At 58.2% G+C, this 19,031-nt stretch carries 22 protein-coding genes and 1 pseudogene; 1 reads left to right on the top strand and 22 read right to left on the bottom strand.

All coding sequences use genetic code 11. The annotated features are described in order from the left end of the window. Window positions 1-180: 180 nt before the first annotated feature. The 14 genes from OPU96_RS05115 to OPU96_RS05050 all read right to left on the bottom strand — a co-directional run bounded on the left by OPU96_RS05115 (window position 181) and on the right by OPU96_RS05050 (window position 13,985). Window positions 181-657: a DUF2514 family protein gene (locus tag OPU96_RS05115; protein ID WP_226456089.1), complete on the bottom strand. Its 477-nt coding sequence runs from the start codon at window positions 655-657 to the stop codon at window positions 181-183. After that, entirely contained in the window at window positions 654-1,079 is a 426-nt protein-coding gene (locus OPU96_RS05110) for a structural protein (protein WP_226456090.1), read from the bottom strand. The genes OPU96_RS05115 and OPU96_RS05110 overlap by 4 nt, the downstream gene beginning before the upstream one ends. A 57-nt stretch (window positions 1,080-1,136) precedes the next feature. Next, window positions 1,137-1,376, bottom strand: a complete 240-nt coding sequence (locus OPU96_RS05105) for a hypothetical protein (protein ID WP_226456091.1) — start codon at window positions 1,374-1,376, stop codon at window positions 1,137-1,139. Beyond that, window positions 1,373-1,702, bottom strand: a complete 330-nt coding sequence (locus OPU96_RS05100; protein WP_226456092.1) for a hypothetical protein — start codon at window positions 1,700-1,702, stop codon at window positions 1,373-1,375. Before OPU96_RS05100 ends, OPU96_RS05105 begins: the two co-directional genes overlap by 4 nt. Further along, window positions 1,699-2,463, bottom strand: a complete 765-nt coding sequence (locus tag OPU96_RS05095; RefSeq protein ID WP_305390756.1) for a phage tail protein — start codon at window positions 2,461-2,463, stop codon at window positions 1,699-1,701. The genes OPU96_RS05100 and OPU96_RS05095 overlap by 4 nt, the downstream gene beginning before the upstream one ends. A 63-nt stretch (window positions 2,464-2,526) precedes the next feature. Next, the gene (locus OPU96_RS05090) at window positions 2,527-3,156 is read right to left on the bottom strand and encodes a hypothetical protein (protein ID WP_498558777.1); all 630 of its coding nucleotides are present in this window, start codon (window positions 3,154-3,156) and stop codon (window positions 2,527-2,529) included. Window positions 3,157-3,503: 347 nt separating this feature from the next. Beyond that, entirely contained in the window at window positions 3,504-7,271 is a 3,768-nt protein-coding gene (locus OPU96_RS05085) for a TipJ family phage tail tip protein (protein WP_498558776.1), read from the bottom strand. A 57-nt stretch (window positions 7,272-7,328) separates the two neighbouring features. After that, window positions 7,329-7,907 (bottom strand): tail assembly protein, encoded by a 579-nt coding sequence (locus OPU96_RS05080; RefSeq protein ID WP_498558775.1) that lies wholly within the window; start codon window positions 7,905-7,907, stop codon window positions 7,329-7,331. Then, the gene (locus tag OPU96_RS05075; RefSeq protein ID WP_339496940.1) at window positions 7,904-8,659 is read right to left on the bottom strand and encodes a C40 family peptidase; all 756 of its coding nucleotides are present in this window, start codon (window positions 8,657-8,659) and stop codon (window positions 7,904-7,906) included. Before OPU96_RS05075 ends, OPU96_RS05080 begins: the two co-directional genes overlap by 4 nt. 3 nt (window positions 8,660-8,662) lie before the next feature. Then, entirely contained in the window at window positions 8,663-9,412 is a 750-nt protein-coding gene (locus OPU96_RS05070) for a phage minor tail protein L (RefSeq protein WP_498558774.1), read from the bottom strand. A gap of 10 nt (window positions 9,413-9,422) precedes the next feature. Beyond that, entirely contained in the window at window positions 9,423-9,761 is a 339-nt protein-coding gene (locus tag OPU96_RS05065; RefSeq protein ID WP_498558773.1) for a phage tail protein, read from the bottom strand. Window positions 9,762-9,763: 2 nt separating this feature from the next. Continuing rightward, a complete protein-coding gene (locus OPU96_RS05060) occupies window positions 9,764-13,069 on the bottom strand; it encodes a phage tail tape measure protein (RefSeq protein ID WP_498558772.1) in 3,306 nt (1,101 codons plus the stop codon). A 56-nt stretch (window positions 13,070-13,125) separates the two neighbouring features. Beyond that, window positions 13,126-13,464: a superinfection immunity protein gene (locus OPU96_RS05055; protein ID WP_498342571.1), complete on the bottom strand. Its 339-nt coding sequence runs from the start codon at window positions 13,462-13,464 to the stop codon at window positions 13,126-13,128. Between the two features lie 98 nt (window positions 13,465-13,562). Then, window positions 13,563-13,985: a hypothetical protein gene (locus OPU96_RS05050; RefSeq protein ID WP_124407328.1), complete on the bottom strand. Its 423-nt coding sequence runs from the start codon at window positions 13,983-13,985 to the stop codon at window positions 13,563-13,565. Window positions 13,986-14,525: 540 nt separating this feature from the next. On the opposite strand from OPU96_RS05050, the gene OPU96_RS05045 reads away from it, so the two are divergent. Beyond that, window positions 14,526-14,774 carry a hypothetical protein gene (locus OPU96_RS05045; protein WP_498558771.1) on the top strand — a complete coding sequence of 83 codons (249 nt, stop codon included), beginning with the start codon at window positions 14,526-14,528 and terminating at the stop codon, window positions 14,772-14,774. Window positions 14,775-14,970: 196 nt separating this feature from the next. Here OPU96_RS05045 and OPU96_RS05040 read toward each other — a convergent pair. The 8 genes and pseudogenes from OPU96_RS05040 to OPU96_RS05005 form a co-directional block, all read right to left on the bottom strand. Continuing rightward, window positions 14,971-15,240, bottom strand: a pseudogene (locus OPU96_RS05040) (DUF1799 domain-containing protein); the annotation flags it as partial. A gap of 47 nt (window positions 15,241-15,287) precedes the next feature. Further along, window positions 15,288-15,668: a phage tail assembly chaperone gene (locus OPU96_RS05035; protein ID WP_498558770.1), complete on the bottom strand. Its 381-nt coding sequence runs from the start codon at window positions 15,666-15,668 to the stop codon at window positions 15,288-15,290. A gap of 11 nt (window positions 15,669-15,679) precedes the next feature. After that, the gene (locus tag OPU96_RS05030; RefSeq protein WP_073842680.1) at window positions 15,680-16,327 is read right to left on the bottom strand and encodes a phage tail protein; all 648 of its coding nucleotides are present in this window, start codon (window positions 16,325-16,327) and stop codon (window positions 15,680-15,682) included. Between the two features lie 71 nt (window positions 16,328-16,398). Then, window positions 16,399-16,815 carry a phage tail terminator-like protein gene (locus OPU96_RS05025; RefSeq protein ID WP_498558769.1) on the bottom strand — a complete coding sequence of 139 codons (417 nt, stop codon included), beginning with the start codon at window positions 16,813-16,815 and terminating at the stop codon, window positions 16,399-16,401. Beyond that, on the bottom strand, window positions 16,812-17,468 hold the full coding sequence (locus tag OPU96_RS05020) for a hypothetical protein (protein ID WP_498558768.1): 657 nt from the start codon (window positions 17,466-17,468) through the stop codon (window positions 16,812-16,814). The genes OPU96_RS05025 and OPU96_RS05020 overlap by 4 nt, the downstream gene beginning before the upstream one ends. After that, window positions 17,465-17,833, bottom strand: coding sequence for a hypothetical protein (locus tag OPU96_RS05015; RefSeq protein WP_498558767.1), 369 nt, complete (start codon window positions 17,831-17,833; stop codon window positions 17,465-17,467). The genes OPU96_RS05020 and OPU96_RS05015 overlap by 4 nt, the downstream gene beginning before the upstream one ends. A 17-nt stretch (window positions 17,834-17,850) precedes the next feature. Beyond that, entirely contained in the window at window positions 17,851-18,354 is a 504-nt protein-coding gene (locus tag OPU96_RS05010; RefSeq protein WP_498558766.1) for a DnaT-like ssDNA-binding protein, read from the bottom strand. Window positions 18,355-18,413: 59 nt separating this feature from the next. Further along, a complete protein-coding gene (locus OPU96_RS05005) occupies window positions 18,414-18,989 on the bottom strand; it encodes a hypothetical protein (protein WP_498558765.1) in 576 nt (191 codons plus the stop codon). Between the last annotated feature and the right edge of the window lie 42 nt (window positions 18,990-19,031).

The following is a 19,031-nucleotide window of genomic DNA, read 5'->3' as shown; positions in this document are numbered from 1 at the left end:
CTGTGACAGTGGCCCAAGTTACTCTGGTTGTCGGGTTTGTATTCTCGTTTATTTCCCTAACTACGATCTGGACAATTTCCTGATACATATTGGGAAATGCCTTGGGCTCAGCCGTGACGAGCCCTTAACGCAATCACGGCCCCCCCCTCCAACGGCGTCCTGCCGAGAGAACACAATCCCTTATTGACGCATCGAATCAAAGCTTCGCTCACAAGCAAGTCCAGCTATTCTGGCGCGGTCATACGCGACCGCCAACTCTCCCGCTCTTTTGTCAGCCCGTTGGAGCAGGTCGGAGAGCACCATTGCGGCGCGGGTGGCTGACGCGCCTCGCTGGGCAGCTCCGGAATCGCCGCAGGCAGTGGCGGCAAACTGGGTGGCTTCGACATGCAGCCGGTCACCAGCAGCATCAGCGGTGCCAGCATCCACAGCTGCAGCCTTGTTCTGTTCTCGCGCATTGCTTGCCTCCTTGTTCACTGACGCCTGGCGGCGTTGTTCTTCTTTCCTGGCCTCGTCGCCGGCGCCTTTGAGTGCGACGGCATGGTCCCGCTCGATCTCTGCCAACTGTTCGCCGTAGCGCCAGTCCTGCACCTGCCAGGTGCCGCCGGCGCTGATCACCATCGCCAGCAGGATCGCGACCAAGATCTGCCAGGACGTCATGCCAACGCCCGCCGCACGCCTTCCGCCAGCACCGCGTCGGGATAGGCATACCCGGCGTTCTCGTGATGGATGATCGCCTTGACGAAGCCAGCCATCACCAGCGCCTGGGTCAGGTCGACATCCGCCCCAGGCCGGGTGCCGGTGTTCGCCTCCACGGCGCGCACGTAGGCAGCGGTATCGTTCTCCACCGCCGGTGCCCAGCGACTGATGATGGCCTTCACCGTCTTCAGTCCGTGCTTGCGCTGATAGGTCAGCAGCAACTTGCCCAGGGCGCGGATACCGTTCTCGGCAGTGTCGAACCGGGCGAAGCGCTTCTCGATGGCTGGGTCTGGCTTGAGTTGGCCCTGCCATTGGTTGACGGGGTTGTAGTCGATGTTGCCGGGGTTGCGGTTGCGCACCCCACGGGTTTCGGTGGTCGGCATGCTTTTCTCCAGACAAAAAAATACCCGCTCATGGCGGGTGTGGATGCGGTTTGAGCGTCAAGCTTCAATCGGGGCCGGGAGCGGGTAGCGCGCCTTGATTGTCGTCACCAACTCAACCCAGGCGGAAAAGTCCGGCACAGCACCTTGAACAAGCGCGTCGTAGGCGATCTCAAGTCTCAGTGGATCAGACTCTTGCTGATAGGCTGCGCGGCGCTGAGAGTGGGCGGTTGCAAGGGAGGACTGATATTCGACAGCGCGCTTCTGTTCGGCGGTCACTGCCTGGCTGAAGTCGATCATTGCGCGATCTCCTGGAGTGCTGGTTTCTGATCAAAGTCTGTTGGGAGCGAAACGCGCCCTTCCGGCGGGTTCGTGATACTGGCCGGGTACCATGAGGCCTGGCCTCCGCACGGGCCGACGGGCATGGTGATCGTTACGATCAGGTTCCCATTCACACGCTCGACGGCGTCGTTGATCCATTCACAATCCACGGCTTCGGCAGGAAGCGTTGCCCCGTCCGGCAGGGGGCCGAAATCAAGAGCAACACCATTGATGGTCAGCGAATCGCCGCGCTTGAAGATTTCCAGACTCGCATCGGAACGGGTTGATACCAGGTTAATGATCATTTCCATTTACCTATCGCCAAGTAATTGCAGCTGAAATTGCGAGAGGCCACGGAGGCAGACGAAAGCATCATAGGCACGCCAAGGCTTGTCGTACTGCCACCATTACCGTCCCATGTTAGAACCCCTGAACTGTAGGACTGGCACATAAATGTCGGCGCAGCGATAAAGGCAGATGGGAAGGTAATCGTCGCCGCGTAACCGTAGAAAAGCGACCCGGTTACGTTCGTTACAGCACAGGTGCGCGTAACCAATCCAAAGCAGATCTGCGTGCCATCTGCGAATCGGATGTAGGTACCGTTTGCGTTTGTACCTGTTTCGAATATCGCGCCAGACGTCACGATGCCGACCAGATCAGCATATGCACCAGTTTTCAGGCCGAGCGCGGCGCCGGCGCCTGCAGCTGTCGTTGATCCAGTACCCCCCTTTGTGACGGGCACAACATTCTCGGTGGACACCGAGCCCAGACCAGCCAGAGTACTGCCCCACTGCTGAATCATCGCCCGGGCCTGATCTGCCAGGTCCTTGGTGTACCCCTGCACAGGCGTGAGGGAGTAGCCCCCCGCCGCGTTCGTCGCTCCACGATAATTCGGTGAGATCGAAAGCACCGTGTTGCTGACAACGTTGGTGACCTCGTACCAGCCGCCATCAGGACCGAGAAACGCATCACCTACTCGGCAGTTGGCGACAAAGGATGTGCCGGTGCCTGTAACAGTATTGGAATTCAAAGTTACAGCAACGGTGCCGGTTCTATACCATGGCATGTTTTTCTCCAGACAATAAAAAACCGCACTTGGCGGATATTGAACATCAACAAGCCGTCTTACTTAGGACATTGGCTTGGCGAAAGATATTGGAATATAAAAATGCACAGAGTTTGATACGCCAACTATAAAGGGAACAATTCGATTACTCTCATACTCCCAAGTACAGTAGAGCTTTGCGTACCCCGAGGAAGACCCACAAACATCCATACCAATATTATTTATCAGCATATAGTCACCAGTATCAACTGGCGAATAAGCCGTCCAACTACTTTTCGTCTGTCCTTGCGAGGTGTTGCTTGAGCCAAGATACGTCCATTGCGTTATCGTTCTAGTGAATTGTGCGCAGGGCGTGCCACTATCAAAAAGAAGTTTCGACTGTCCATCCCAGATCCGAAAACCATAACCGGAAACTTCACGCGACTGAAATGCCGCAACAAAAAAATTCCCCGGCACATTCCCTATAAAGGTGAATCCCGTCCAGTTCCCAGGCGTCCCGCTGATAGTTGCATACTGAAAAGTGGATGATGCATCGGGCCTTACAAAAACCAGCGGAGGTTCATCGGTGGTGATTGGTGGTGAAAAAGTAGCACCGCCAGAGTATCTTCCTCTCTGCAAAACAACCAATCTTGAAAATTCAGAATCAAGAGTCACCACATCGTTGCTGTTCCTAAACTCAATGCCATAGGACATTTACCTATACCTCATAACCAGCAGCCTTTGGGAGCCGAGAGCCATATCTGAGTCGGTGAAATACCTATTACCAAACCAAACATAAACCCCACCCGAAACAACTTGGGGCTCAAATTGAGCAGCATATGGATTCTGTGCATTTGGGTCCTTCGGGTAAGCGCCGGAAGTTATGCATATTGCTGAATGGGTGCTTGGCTCGATACCAGGAATAGCTATATATACATTCCTTGGGCCGGATGAAATCGGCGGCCCTCTTGTAACTATCGAGGAATGAATAACCCTGACAGTAAAGGAGCTTTCATCCAGCTCAAGGAGGCCGGTCGGCCCCCAAGCTCTCACTCCATAGGTCATGCGGAAAGATCCCCCCACTGATACCGCTTCACTCCGTTTTCATCGAACACTTTGCCGCCGGCATTGTTAATGACCTGCCGCGCCTGCCCACCGAAAGCACTGTTGATTTCGAAGGTTCCGTCGAAGAACAGCTTCCAGCCACTCTGCCCCGCCACATAGTTGTTCGACTGGATGTAGCTGCCGATCTTGGCGTTGGTGATCGTGCCGTCCTGGATGAGCACCGAGTTCATGAAGACCTGACCGCCCTGCACCACAAAAGGCGTGGTGATTGCTCCACCAGCAAGCGTGTTCACCACTGCAAATCGATCAGCGCTGACCAGAAACTGGCTTTGCAACAAGCCGTCGGCGTTCTGCTCGATGCCCAGGCCGATCCCGGCCGCCACGTACTGGCCGTTGGCGTTGACCTGCATCTTCACTGCCCACATCGTGGACAACTTGCCGTCGGTGTCGGCTTGAGCCCTGGCGGTGACTTGGATTGACGCCTTGTTTTTCCACTCGTTGACTGCGCTGGCCAGATCCCCCTCATCAGTGCCGTCGCGAGCACCGCCAGCGATGGCTTCGAGCGTGGTGGACTGGGATGCAACCGAGTTGTTGGTATCCGCAAGTGACTGCGTGACGGTCTGCACGGCAGCAGTATTGGTATCTACGCTGCTTTTCAGCTGGTCGATACGCTCAGCGGTTGCCAGCTTGTCGGTGGCCACCACCTGCTCAAGCGTGGTCAATGCCGCCTTGTTCGCCCCCACCGCCGCATCCAGCGACGTAGTGCGTTCAACCATTGCCAGGTTATCGGAAGCCTGCAACTTCACCTGCTGTGCAAACTTCGCGGCGGCATCCCAGTTTTGCAGGGCGCCGGCAAGATCACCCTCCCCGTCATCCTCGCGCCAGCTTGCCTGGAGCGATTGCAGCGCCGAAGCGTTCGCCGTGACCTTGCCGTCCACAGCCTCGATAGAGGTCTTGTTCTGCTGGATCTGGAGCGCCATGGCCTGGGTTGTTTGGGCAATGGTGCCCATGTTGAACCAGAACTCGACAGCGGGCGGCGGGGTATCCACCGGCACCGTCTTGAGCGCCTGCCACAGGTTCTGCACGGTGCGAACAATCTGCCCGGCGCTGTAGGTCTTGGCCGGGTCGTAGACAAGGGCGTCCGTTACCTGGTCGATCAGAGCCTCCAGTTCCTGCTTGGTCTGCTCCAAACGATCATTGACCGAGCCGGGTCCGGACCCGGAAATCAGATCGATCTCGTCAAGGATCTCTTTGGCCAGTTCGGACTCGCCCACCTGGCCGGCGATCAGCTCCAGGATTGGACTGGCGCTTGAGCTGGCCTGCCCCAACACGCCATTGACCACCGGATAGAACGGACCGACGTTGCCGGTGCGGTCCACCAGGCGCGCCCAGAAGAAGAACTGCGCGCCGGCCTTGAGGGCCTGCATGCTGTAATTCGCCTGGGGATACGCCAAGTCGGCAAGCTTGGTAGCCGCCGACAGGTCATTGGCTGGGCCATACCACAGCTCGGTGCGCTGAGTGTCCTCGGCGCCGGGCGGGAAAGCCCAGCGGATGCCGATGCCGAACAGTTCGCTGGTGGTGGTCAAGAGCGCTACCGCCGGCGGCAGGCCGACTTTGCCTTCCAGGTTGGTCAGGTTGGAGCTCTTCCAGATCGACGAGATTTCAAAGGCACTCACCGAGCGAACACGAGCCAGATAGGCGCCCGAGTAGATGCCAGTGACATCCACGCTTGTCGCGCCCGTGCGCTGCAGCTTGATCCAGTTGCCGCTGTCCTTACGCCACTCCACGTCGTACGCGACCGCGCCAGGGACGGCAGGCCACGAGATGTTCATGGTGCTGATTGCCAGGCCTTGGTCAATTGATACGTTCGACGTGATCGTGACACTGTTCGGCGCTGGCACCACGGTGATCGGTATAACACTGATCGGGCGCTCTTCCAGGCGTGCGCCGGTGTCAATGCTGGCAAATTTGCTCGGCTCGTATTGCAAGGCGCTGATGTCGTAATCGCCCTCAGGCGTCCGCGCAGTTCTCATTACTCTATAGAGAGGGATCGCAAGGTCGTCAGCATCAATTGCCCACTGAAGTTGTGCAGCCGGCGCCTCGCTGTAGGCAACAGTCACGGTTACGTTGCGGCCGCTCACGCTCTCCACGGTTCGCCCCTCTGCGCGTCCTCCGGGAAGGTTAACCACCAGCCGGTCGCCGGGCTTTGCCAGGGTGTCGCGGTCCAAGGTGACGACCTTCCCCGCCGCCGCCGCAATGCGCCCGCCGATCTCACGGCCCGCCAGCAGCGAGTCAGCAACGGGGATAATGAACCCAGGCATCGGAATACGGCCTTCCATGCCGGTCCTGAAGCTGACGGTGCGGTCCTGGTTGTTGCTCAGCACCAACCATTTAGCGCGGCGCTGGGCTTCAGATGCCCGGGTGCAACCGATCGCACTGATTTCAGTCGGCTTGTCGCCAAGGCGGCGCTGCAGCGGCAGGTCTGCATAGACGGTAACATCGGTATCGTAGTTATTCAGCGGGTTATCGTAGCTGACCAGGCAGCGCGTGAAGCGAGTCTTCGCCGATGCGCTGCCGTACGAGATTTTTCCGTCAATGACGTTGGACCTGGTGAAGACGTAGTCGATGTCCTGCGACCGAGGCATATCAGCTTGCATGACCAACTGGCCCTGGGCCCAATACGTCATGCCGCGGTAAATGCCGGCAATGTCGCGTAGCAGGGACCATGCATCAGCCTTGCCCTGGAGGTTCATGTCGCACAGGAAGCGTGGCTCAGTGCCGCCGGCGCCATCCGGCACCAACTTGTCGCAGTACTGCGCGATGCGGTAAAGCTCCCACTTGTCCACCATCCAAGGCTTGATCCGGCGGCCCAGCCCAAAACGGTCCTGGGTGCAGATGCCGTACGTGATCCAGGCCGGGTTATTGGTCCAGGCATCCTTCATGGTCCCGTCCCAAGCACCGGTGTACGTCCTGGCCAACGGATCGTAGTTGCTCGGAACCTGCCAGCGGCGGGCCTTGCACTTCACGGTCGCGGCCGGAATGTTGGTGAACTGCTCGGCATCGAATTCGATGAAAAGCAGCGCCGTGTTCGGGTAGCGCAGCTTTGCGTCGATAACCTGGGTGTAGCCGGCGATGAACAGGCTGTCGGCGATCTTGTCGGTGTTCTGGTTTGGGGTGATGCGGCGAACCCGAATCAGCCAGCCACTGTTGGCCGGCGGGAGATCGATACGCATGGACTTTTCGTAGCGAGTGGTAGCCTTGCCTGTAATGGCTCCAACCAAAACCTCCTGATACGCCCCTCCGTCGGTAGCCACATCGACCGCGTATTGGATGCTGTAACCACCGATGTTCCCTTCGCCGTCCTGGCTCGCCAGTCGAGGCGTAGCCAGCCGAATTCGCGCCGCCGACAGTTGCAGGTTGGTCAGCGACTGGACCCAAGGCGTACCGCTGCGCAGCTCAATGTTCAGCGAAGTCTCATTGTCGACAGACGGGATTCCAGGGATGTAAGTCTGGTCAACAGAGCCTGGGCGCCAGTCCCACTTCACGTTGGTGAAGTTGTAGTTGCCGCTGGCATCTTGGATTGGGGTGTTGTCGAGGAAGATGTCGCGCGCGGTGGGCGTGCCGTCGAATTCGCCCTCGCCCACGGCGATCAGGATCTTGGCCACGTTGGTTGAGCGCAGGCTGTCAGGCGCCTCTACTGGAGACTTTGGCTTACTCTCGCCACCTTTAGCGCCGTGAATATCCAGCTTCTGTGTTGCGCCCATGCTTTCCTCCAGGCAATAAAAAACCGCCTCTTGGGCGGCTTGCTCGATGCGTCGCGGTTATGTCTTGTCTTCGGCGTAGATCGATGCCGAGATAATCGCCCCGCCCCACCGGCGCTCCCCGATGCAGATAGGGACAGGGTTGCCGCTGGCCGTGGTGTTCTTTGCGCTGCCGAATGCGTAGCTGGGCATGTTTTCTGGGGATGCGCTCTGCTTGAGGCCAGCGGCCTGTGGGCTGAGCATCTGGATAACGCCGCCGGCCAGCAGCGCGATACCCGCAGGCGCCGTCGGTGCGCCGAAGTAGCTCGCTGCGATCAGCACCACGCCCAAAACAATCTGCAAAATGCCGCCGCGCTTGCTGCCCTCGATCACTGGAACGATCCTTATCTCCCTGGCCCCGCCCATGCCAAACTCGTCCGCTCCGACGTTTTTTCGGTTGCGGAAGATGGCGAAGCGAAGGCCCAGGCGATCAAGACGGCGGATCTCGGCCTCAAATCCGTCAATGGTGGCCTTCAGCGCCCGGAAAACTTCCCACGTGTCGCCCGATGCGACCTGGCGCCGATGCAGCCGGCCGAACTTCTGGGCCAGCGAGCCGGACAGTTTGATGGTGGTCATCGGCGAATAGGCGATGGCACTCATCGGGCCTCCTTGTGTCGAAGAATTAAGCGGGTTCGCTGAAGCCACGGGCCGCCATAGACGATTACTTCTGATGGCCGGCCGTACAGGTGATGCAGGACGAAGGGTCCAGGACCGAACACGCCTGAATCTTCGCCTGGCAGTGTTGCGTCAGTGCCCAGGTATATCCCTGCATGGTTTGGATGCGCCGTGCGGCCTACCTCCATCACAAGCATGTCGCCACGTCGCGGACTATCCACTTGCTCGAAACCAGCGGCGGCGTAGTTCGCCTCATACAAGCTGGCGCTGTCTGCGCTCTCCCACCAGCCATCAGCCCGCTTGAAGTTCTCGAACTTAAGGCCCCACTCGCGCTGGTACCACTCTTCGCATACAGCCCAACAGTCCCACACACCATGAACAAATGGTCGCTTGAGCAGCGGCACGGCGCCAGAGGGCGTAATCGTGCGCATGTCGCCCTCGGGCCAGGACAGGATATGCCAGGGCAGCGCCGTCGCCTCGCACATGGCCAGATCGTGCGGTGAAGGCCTGCTGGTTGCGTCCGGGTGTGAATGGACAATGCCGATCACCTCGCCCAGGTCTTCCGCCGCGGCGTAGTCCTCGGGATCGAGCCGGAACTCTTCGCTCGGCTCCGTGGCGATATTCCGGCACGGAAAATACTTCTGCGCCCGGCCCACGGCAAGTACCAGCCCGCAGCACTCTTTCGGGTACTCGGCCGCTGCATGCGACTGGATGGCCGCAATGATGTGTTTGCGCATTTTTCAGCTCCGAGCAATAAGTGACACAGCTGGAAATCCACCGAATGAGGCGGGGTTTCCTACGCCGAAGCGCGGGTCGCAGCCTTTGCCGAGCGTTCCGTCGCACTCGTCGAGTTCCGGGTCATCTGTGACAACCCCGTCCTTTGTGACGTAGGGGCCGGTGTAGCCACAGTTTGGACCTCGGTAGCCACCTGTGAGGCACCAGTGGCACAGGGTGGTCATCTGCCGCCCAATCGTTTCGCCGCCGACGTCGCCCGGGCTGGCCAAGTCCCAACTGACCGTCTCGCCGTCTTCGTTGGTCTTCTGGTCGACGTACCAGACTTCGATCGACTCCTGAGTTGGATCTGCCGTCGGGTTGCCGTCTTCGAAGTTCACCGCATCGAGGAATTCGGCCAGGGTGTTGCGAATGGTCAGCTTGAACTCCAGCAGATCCTCGAAGGCCAGGCACAGCGCGGTGATCCTCCCGTTCACGTTGCCAACCGAAAGCTTGGGCCTTACCGCGGTGCCGTCGCCGTTTGCTTCGCTGCCTTCATAGTGCATGGGCCACGCGCCGTACTCTTCGCCCTTCCACCAGATCGACTTGGCCGGCAGCTGGTCAGCGTTCGGGCCGGCGGCCAGCAGTTCGGCGGGCGTGTGCGGTACGGCATGCCCGTGGAAGCGCAGCACGTCGGCGCCGTAATCGCTGCCGTCCAGTTCAAACAGCATGACTTCGTTGCCAGGCTCAAGAGTCTGGAGAGCATTGATCAGCGACATGGATAGACCTTTATGGGTGAAAGGCGCGCTCGAACGTCGCCGTCACTTTGAATACGCCCCCGCCCATAGGGGTGGGGGTTGGGTTCTTGCAGGTGAATAGGCCCAACTCCCCCAGCGGCGTAGTCCAGAGAAAGGCCTTTGCGCCTTTGTGCCGATCGAAGAAGGCCATCATTGCCGTTGCTGCCGAGGTACTTCCGGTGTGGGTTATCGGGTATGCATCTTCTTTATTGTTTGGCCCGTCGCCGACAACTTGCTTATAGCCCCCGCCAAAGCGCGATTCCCTGGTCCTATATTCAAGAGTCGGCGCCTCCCCGTGCTGGGTGGCCCAGGTGAACGTTTCAATCGCCATGGTTACCTCCCGTTGATGACGCGCCAGATTGATCCGCCAGGTTGTAAGCCTTTGGCGATAGCAGTTTCTGCCTCGGTTTTGGCTGCCTGCTGGATGCCCTTGCCCAGCTGAGTGGTGTCTTCCTGCGTCGGTGCGCTGCCGTCACCAGCCGTTTGCACGGAAACCGATACTGGGAAGTTGAAGGTATTGCCACCGCCCGCCCCGCCACCACCGCCACCCAGCGCACGGACACCAAGCTCGCCGCCGGCGGTCCTGGTCAGCGGCATGATTGCCTCCGGGCCGGCCTCGGCGAAGATGCCCGCGCCCTTGGCGAACGCAAACATCTGCGGCTTGTCGTGCACCTGGTTGCTGAAGCTCGAAAGGCTTGGGGAGTCGTACACACCGCCCTTGGCGTTCGCTGTGATGGCACCACCAATGTCAGACCCGAAGCTGGTAGCGCCAGCAGCCGCACCGCCACCGAAGTACGCGCCAATAGCGGTACCGGCCAGGCTCGAAAGCAAGCCAGACGCTGCTTGCCGAGTGGCGATACGGGCCATATCGGCGATGATCGACTTGGTGAAGTCCGAGAACGAAAGTTTGCCAGTGACAGCAAAATTCGCGACTGCGTCCTCCATGGAGCTGAAGGCATTGGTGAACAGGCTCTTGGTCTGTCCCGCCACATCGTTGGCAGATTGCAGGTAGTTCTGGAAGGCCGAAGAGGCTCCGCTACGCCAGTCACCCTGCGCCTCCGACATCTTGTCGTAGTTGTCGACCACGGTGTCGCGGTACTTCCTTTCCGCATCTTCCAGGCTGGCCAGGTCCCGCATGTAGTCTTCCTGGCTGTACTTGTCAGGCGCTGTCTTGCGGCGATCCAGAAGCTTGGCGCGCTCGTCGTTGAACTTGTCTGTGGTTGCGTCCAGGCTCGCTTGCAGTGCCGCCTGACGATCTCCCAAGCCCAGTCCGTTTGCTGCGCGGGAGCCAGCAGCTTCCAGTGCGGCACGCTGACGCTCTAGCTGATTGACATACGCCGCCGAGGCGGCCTTCAGCTGCTCCAGCCGCCCCTTCTCGCTTGTGGCGATGATCGTCAGCTGACTGTCGGAATCCTTTTGAGCTTTGACCATTCCGGTGCGAGCGTCGGCGATCTTCTGGTCAAGCTGGATACTTTGCGCCGCTGTGGTGGACTTCTTACCTTTCGCCGCCTCCAGGGCATCAATCTCGGCCTGGTACGCTGCGGTAACATCGTCCTTTTCCTGGTTGATCAGGGCCGACCGTTGCTTGGCATAGTCCGACAGCGATACCACACCGCGCTTCTGTTCAGCCTCCAGTTCCTTCTGGGCATTTTTGTATTCATTGACGATGTCGGACAGGTTGTTCTTGGCGTTGTTGAAGCTGGTCAGGTCGACTTGAGAGCTAGCGGCCTTGGGGTCTTTGTTTTTGTCGTTGAGCCCTTTCAGCAAGGTGTCGTAAGCACCCCCTGAGAACTTTTTACCGTCAAAATCGACGCCATCCAGAAGCTTGGACTTTTGGCCCGTCCTCTCAGAGTTCTCGTAAAGCGTTCTGAATTTATCGTTGAGCTTGTCCAGCCCCGCAGCGCGCTTGTTTAGAGGGTTAATCTCATCGAGCTGCGCATCCAGTTCTTTTTGGACCTTGATAGCTTTCTGGTTTGCGTCGGTGTTCTCGCCAGTGATGATTGCCAGATTGGCATTGGCTGCTTGCCTGGCCTTGAGGCTTGCGAGTTTCTTCTCCAGCGCTTCGGTTGAGTCGGTGTCCTCCAGTCCTAGCATCGAGTCAAATGCTGTGCTTGCCTTGCCCAGCCCTGCAGATATAGCCCCCGATACTCCGCCCGCCTTGCGTGTATCAAGCACGCGCTGGGTTAGCTCTATCTGCTTCGCGAGGTCTGGAAACGCTTCCGACCGAATGTAGGAATATGCGCGTTTTGTCGCGTTTCCGATGTCATCCCAATCTCGCTCAATATCGGAGAGCGAGCCTCGATAAGCCTTGAGGCGCTCTAGAGCCGCCTCATTCAAGTTTCCACTCAGGACATCAAGCGCGCGCTGATGATCGCCTTGGTCATCAATCCCCTTGATCACTTGGTACTGATCTAGGGTAAGCAACCCATACTGGCTGCTGATTTTTCCTGCAGCCTCTGTCGCTGTATCACCGGCAGTGGCGAAAGACTTCGCGAGTTCGCCAGCGCCCTGCCCCGTGATTTCGCTGATCGCTGCCGCAGCCTCAGCCAGGTTGCGCATCTGCGTGCCGCTTGTTGCGGCGCCCGACGCAAGCGACACAACCGCTTCACGCGCGCCGGATAGATTTCCAGTGATTCGCCCGGCGCCGTCGGCCATATCCTTCAAGCTGGCAATTGTCTGGCCGGCGCCATTGGTTCCGCCATTAATTGCGGCATTGAACTCGCGCGCCTGTTTCATTGCATCAAAATAGGCGTAGCCAAGCGACCCAAGAACGGTCACCAGCAGACCGGCTGGAATTATCATCCCCGCCAGACTTCGCGCTGATTCGCCGGCACCAGCACCCAATTGTGCAATGGCTCGCGCACCGCTCCCCAGATCGCCCGACTGCAGGGCGTTGGCAAGCTGCATTACGTTCTCTTGGGCTTGGCGAGTGCCGAGCTTCAATTTGTCGAACGCAGTCTCCGTCGCGGTCAGCCCGGCACGGTCCTTACCGATCTTGGCAAGGGCATCCTGGTATCGTTCGGCATCTATCTGACCTGTTTTGTGCAGGTCGTTTAGCGCTTTCTCTTGGGCCTCCAACTTCGCCAGCTTGGCGGTCACCGGGTCAATCCCGTTGACGGTGCGTTTCAGCGCCTCAATCTGGCGGTTTTCGGCGTCAATCAGCTTCTGTTTCTGCGCCAACTCCTTGGCTTCGGCCTTCTCGATTTTGTCGTAGGCCTTGCCCAGCTGATCTTGATACTTTGCCTGATCTTCGATAGTGACCAAGCCGCCTTTGCGAGCGCGCTCCAACAAACCCTCTGCCCGCACTAAGGATTCAATGCTGTCGATATTGCCCGTCATCGCCTTGTCGAGTTGGCTGATAACGGTGATCTCTGCGGCGGCGCTTTCAGTCGCTTTGCGGCTTGCACCGGACCTGCGATCTATCGCGGCAGTGGACTTCTCGACGCCCTGGGCTACCCCATTTTCTGCCTGAGTGATCTTCTTGCCCGTGTTGGCCAAGCCTTCACCAGTCTTGCCTAGGTCGTCGATCGCCTTCTGTGCACCTTCTGCCGAGTCGACCAATTTATCCAGGTCGTCAGCGGCCTTTGCTGCTTGCGAGGACTCAACGGCAATGCCCAGGGAGGCGAAGTTGGTGCTCATTATTTTTCTCCGGGCATAAAAAAACCCGCCGTAGCGGGTAGTGGTTGTACTGATGTTCAGCTTCGAAGCAGTCTTGCTTTTTCGGCTTGGAACTCATCTTCCGAAATAAATCCGCGCTCCTTCATGGACACAAGCTTTTCAAGGGCTTCGTATCTGTCGATTTCTGGAGCGGTGGGGCTGTTCTTCGCTTCCACAGGCTTGCTTATGGCGGATGCTGACCAGACCAGCGCTGCCACCCAGCCGATGAGGGTCCACCCTAAAAACAAGTTAAGGAGAAATATGGAGTCAATATTTGGATGCTTTCTGCTTTTGCCGTTAATAGTTGGCAAGAAATAAAGCACTGCGCCAATAAAAAACAGCATCACAGCGCCAACCATTCCCGATTCACTGCCCATAGACCCATCCTCTTGATCAAGGAAAGCAATCTACCATTTCCCGCAGGAACCGCCATATCCACCACGAACAACTTGCTATGGCGCCTTCGACGATTCGCTTAGAAGCTGCTCGGCTGCACGGCTATGGACCCGCCGCCAGCAGGGAGGAAAACCCTGAATTTCTTTTGCTGGCCCTGCTTCAAAACTACTGACGTTTCCATTCGCTCGGGGTTCGCTGCGCAAAGTGCCGAACCATCCAATGCGGCGCCTAACAACCACTCACCGGAAGGCACCTGGAAGACAGCCTTCTCGCCGGTGTCCAGCTTTGCCACGGGAGCACCATTTAGGAAGATGGTCGCGAAGCAGCCGCCGCCGAGAAAACCTGTGTCTCTCGTCACGATTAGCGAACTACCACCAGAAACTGGCTTTTGGTAGCCGCTTACCCTTTCGGATGGCGCTGGGCGAGCCTTGTCGGACGGAACTGGTGAAGTCGCACAACCAGCCAGCAACGCTACCGCCAGAGCACCTACGAATAATTTCATGTCGTTCCCTCGTTGAGATATTGCGGGACTTTATCATCAACGAGAGAGCAACACGAAAGCCCCGCATGGCCGGGGTTCTTCGGGCTGGCGGGGGTTGGCAGCTGTCCAGGCATCCAGCGTGGATGGAATGCCAGTAACTGGAGCGAGGTTCTCCGTAGTAGCTTTGTGCCTCCTACAGAGCCATTCGAGGGAATGAATATGGCAGAGGTTATCGCTAATACCGCCAACTACATCAAGCAAGTCATGCCGACAGTCCTTACCGGATCAGAGGACTGGAAGTACGTTTACCGCGTCGGGAGTGTCGTCCCAGCCTCCGGCATCTACCGATGCACAGGCTGCGGTCACGAAATCACCTCCAATAAAGACGATCACTTCCCTCCTCAAAACCGACACCAGCACGCCGACCCGAAGATCGAAGTACAGTGGCAATTGATCGTCAAGACTCAAACAAGAGGCTAAAGGATTCCCCCAGTCCTTCGCCTGCAAGCCCAAGGACTGGGATAGCGCCAATATCGGCGCGTTAATGACCTGGAGGTCAATGTGAGTGAACAGAAGACAGTAGACCAGCGTATCGCTGATCTAGAGTTAGCCCTTAAAACGTCAATCGTTTTCAACATGAATGCGGCGGCGGTATTGGGACGACGTCTTGCTTTTGGAAATGATGCAATAGCAAACGTCATTTCCCAAGACCTCAACAATCTGAAGGCAGAAAACTACGACGGCATCGATAAAGCGCTACATGACAGCTATCTCGACAGTTTGTCTCAGGCGATTACCGGACGAGCTTAATTCCGGCTGCGTAATAAACACCGGTTTGAGGGTGCTTGGTCATCAGCACCCTCCAATCGTTGCTTAGCACTTCACGGAGTGCCAAGACTGAAATGCCCAGCTGAACCTCCGAGCTCAAATCATTTTTCTTTTGCATGATGCACCTCTACGGCTTTGCCGCGTCACGTTGGATATTTTGCGTCGTTGTGCCTGAGGATCAGGCGCCCCTCGCGCTCTCCCTCTGTTCCGCCATCACCTGCAGGGCTTCAGCCTCCATACGGCGGAAGTCGCTGAAAATGGTTTGTCGCTGGCTGATCGGTACGCCACACATCCGAATCACACCGGAGAGAACGCTGTAGTCCATGCCTGTTGCGCCGCACGCGCCTGTGCGCCACTGGGTGCTCATGGCCTCGAAGACTTTGAAGGCCTCCCAGTTGTCCGGCCAGATGCCAACCTCCGCGACGTAGTCGTCCGCGGTGAAGCCGAAGGCATCCGTGCCCTCTAGCGTTGGCTCATAGAGCGCGCGTGCAGCGCTTAGGAGTTTCCCAGGCGGGCCTCATTGAAAGCTTCGGCGTAGGCATTCAGCACGGCCTTCGGCGCTGAGTTGATCGAGTTGACGAGGATTCGCACATTTTCAGGCGTAAACTTTTCCTCGATATCCCAGCCAACGACGACGTCAAGCAGCTGGTCCGCCTGCAGATCGATCTGAGCAGCGGTGAATGCCTTGAGGTCCATGCCCCCTACCTGTTTGCTCAACTCGTCGTGCCGCTCGTTCCAGCCGGTGTACAGCTCGGCGAGCGCTGTGCGGTCCAGGTACTTGAACTCGAACTCCACCTTCTCGGCGCTATAACCGGCACGCTGGATCATCACCGGTGCCTTGAAGGTAGGCTTCTGGATCAATTTGAACTTGGCCATGAGCCTTCCTATTACGCAGCGTAGCGAATGAATTTAGCGACCACAGCGAAAACGGCGGTCACCGCCATGATGTTGTTCTTGGTCAGCGACGGCACGTTGTCGAACGAGGCGTAAGCGTTATAGACAATGACTCCACCCGAGGCGAGGTTGATGCGCACTGCGCGCGGCTTCTTGTCGTCGTCAGCTTCCAGCAGTACCTCGTTGTGAGGTAGCGCCGGATCATCCGCCATGGTCAGCGTGAACGAAAGCGGGGATTTCGACGTCGGGATTTGGTGCTCGTCGTCTTCCTCGAGAAACGAGTACGTGACGTTTTGTTGCTCGCCGCCGGACTTGTTCGATTCCGTGACCTGGCTCACAGGCACCCAGGTCAGAATCTTGCGCACCGAACCGCCGCCTGCGCCGGCGATGAACCGCGCCGCATTGGCCGTGTTGATCGACTCAAGCACGAACGAGTCAGCGGTCACGGTCTTGATGCGAACAACCCGATTGTTCAGGCGCGCCCAGCCAGAGGTGACTTCGACAAAATCGCCGACCTCTAGGTCGTGGCCGGCCGACGAAACAACGGCTTCCGTTGCGTTGGTGATCGCGGTAAAAATGATCGGCGCGTCATACGAGGCGGCGATAGCGGCAGTCGAGCCATTGGGTAGAAAAACGGCCATTGGTGTTTCCTCTTTTCAGAAATGACAAAACCCGCTCAATGGCGGGTTCTTGGTTTGCCCAATGGGCGGAATCAGGCGGTGTCGGCTCGATATTCAAACGACACCGGCACAGTGTATGTCGGTGGATCAGACATGCCCGGTCCAGGATCTACTGGCGACATCGTAACTACGGTGAGGCCGGCCTTTGTATCCCGCGCATACAGCGGGAATAGCGCGGTCAGTTCAGCCACAAGCGGGTTCGTCTTGGTCTTGCCGGTATTGGCCGGGGCCACAATGCTGACCTGGTAGACGCCGATGAATGCTCGGTGGTCGCCAGCGAGCGTGCTGCTCGCGGTATCGCCCGGGAGCAAGAACGCCCGAAGATAGGTCTCGCCGTCTGCCGGGTCGTACTGGACATTCTCGAACACAACCTTGATCGGCTCAGCCCGGGCCTTGCTCCAGGCAATCAGCTTGGCCTCGTAAATGGACGCAATGATGGCGTGGCTCATACCTGGTTTTTCCTGATTGCATCGTCGACAGTCTTTTGGAAGTTGGCCAAGGTGACTCGAACCATCCCGTGCGGTGCTTGTTTGCTGTGCCCATACTCAAGCGGGATTGCGTACGGCAGGTTGTTCACGATGTACGCTGTCTGCCCCGCTGTCAGGGATTGAACCTGCGCTTTGAGCACAGCGATGCTGACGTTACCGCTGACATCGATCTGATCAAGCACTCCCTCGGCCGGCGTATCAATCGAAAACTGCCAGTTCCCGCGAAACCGCCCGCCGACGTAGCCCTTACCTGCAACCAGACCGTTCACATTGAAGTTTTGATCGCGCTCTGTCTTTGTCAGGGGCTTTGCGTACTTCACTCCTCGCCGCAGCTTGTCGGCCTTGGTGAAGTTCGATTCGTTGAGGTTGATGATCGTGTTGCGCACTGCGACCTTGAAGTCGTAGTCATCGGCGGCTCGCTTGTTCGCCTGGCGGTGAATGACGTTCGCTGCCCAGATCTCGGGGTTGCCCACCGGCGACATGCGGATGACGCTGCTACCGATTTCGATGACGATCTCTCGGATGGTTGCGTCGATTCCGCCCTTCGCTCTCTTAGCAAAGTCGCGAATGCTCTCGGCAAAACTGCCGTTCATGCTCGCGTATTTGTTCGTCATGACCGCACCTGCAGCTCATACAGGATCGGCGTACCGGCGGGGTTGACCTCTTTGAGTGGCGGGACGACTGACCAGGTTCGGCCTTGGGCCACGACTTTGTCGAGAAGACCAGGCACCCAGGCCAATCCCTGCGCGGCGATCTTGAGCTTCTTGTCGCCCTGCCTGATGAGGCTGTTGTTCTGGAATTCGAGGCCGGTGAAGTCGAGCAGGATGCCCTGGGCGATTTGCTCAACAGTGGCGCCTGGCGCTTCGCCACCAATATTCGGGTCGTACTCGCCGGGCTCAGTCTTGCTGATGGTCACGGGCTGGCCGAACTCTGTGATCATCTCCAGAGCCATCACGGCCATTTCATCGTAAAAGGCCATGATGGTCTCCATTACAGCTATGCGCGCACTGCGAACAGCCCGCGCTTTTGTAGGTAGTCGGCAAACTGCGTAGCGCTCGGTCGATCCGGCGCCGCCGGCAACAACCGGCCGCTGGCGTTGGAAATCGTGGCGTACTCGCGTGTTACCGCGCCTTCGACACGCTCCAGAGTCACAGCACCCTTGCGCTTCTCCACCGGGTCAATGTCGTCCTGATGGATCTCGGTGGCCAAGGCCATCTGTCCGTACTGGATCCGCGCTGGCAGGTAGTTGTCTGGCTTGATCTGGCAGTCCAACTCAATACCCCGACGCGGCCAGGCCAGCGCCTGCTCGCTGCTCATCTTGCGGCCTTTCCAGGTCTTGCCATCCATCGCCAACGCGGCCCGGCGTAGCAGAGCTTCCTGCTCGGGGACGCCCGCCGGGATAACTGCGCCGAACTTCACGGCATACAGGGCCAGGTCATCGGCGCTCGCGTAGCTTTCGGCGTCAGGCTTGCCGGTGCCGTCCTCGATGATGAGTGTCATGCGTTAACTCGCTGGAATGGTTTGAAGATTGGCCGCCGGGTCACCGGCAGCCAGCATTATCAGGCCTTGGGCAGATCAGCGACGAGCTTTCCCAAGGATTCTTTCGAGGCGTTGGCCCGGTATGGCACCTTCGCGTCGTCGAGCTTGGCCTTCAGGTCCGCGATTTCCTTCGCTTCGGTATCCACCTGACCGGCTTTGTCGGCCCGCTGGAGAAGATCATCTACCTGCAGTTGCAGAGTTTTCACCTTCTCGACTTCACCGTCACGCTCGCGAATGAGACTTTCAACACCGGTGTTTACCGCCTCGAAAACCTGAAACAGGCGATCAGCGATCGGGCCGAGATCGCCCTCGGGGCGCACCAGCGCTTGATCAGCGAATGACTCGACGATCAGGCCGACAGATTCAAGTTCCGCACGAAAGGCATCGATGTTGATGCTGGAGTTGCCACCATCGATCAGCAGTACCGTCGGCTGCTCCTTGATCGTCACTTCCGGCACTTCGTCGGCGGCATCTTCACGACTTTCGGTAACGCTTGCGTCGACGATACGCAGGCCGCTTGCTTTGGCGAGTGCCTTCACGTCTTCCTGGTACTGGTGGAACGGACCAGGCAGATACCAGATGTTTTTGTTACTCATGATCGTGTCCTCGCCAAGCCGGGCGCTGGGCCCGACTCAGCT

Source organism: Pseudomonas sp. RP-B7 (assembly GCF_059803535.1).
Note: the sequence above shows the minus strand (reverse complement) of the source record. Positions and strands in the feature narration are given on the sequence as shown.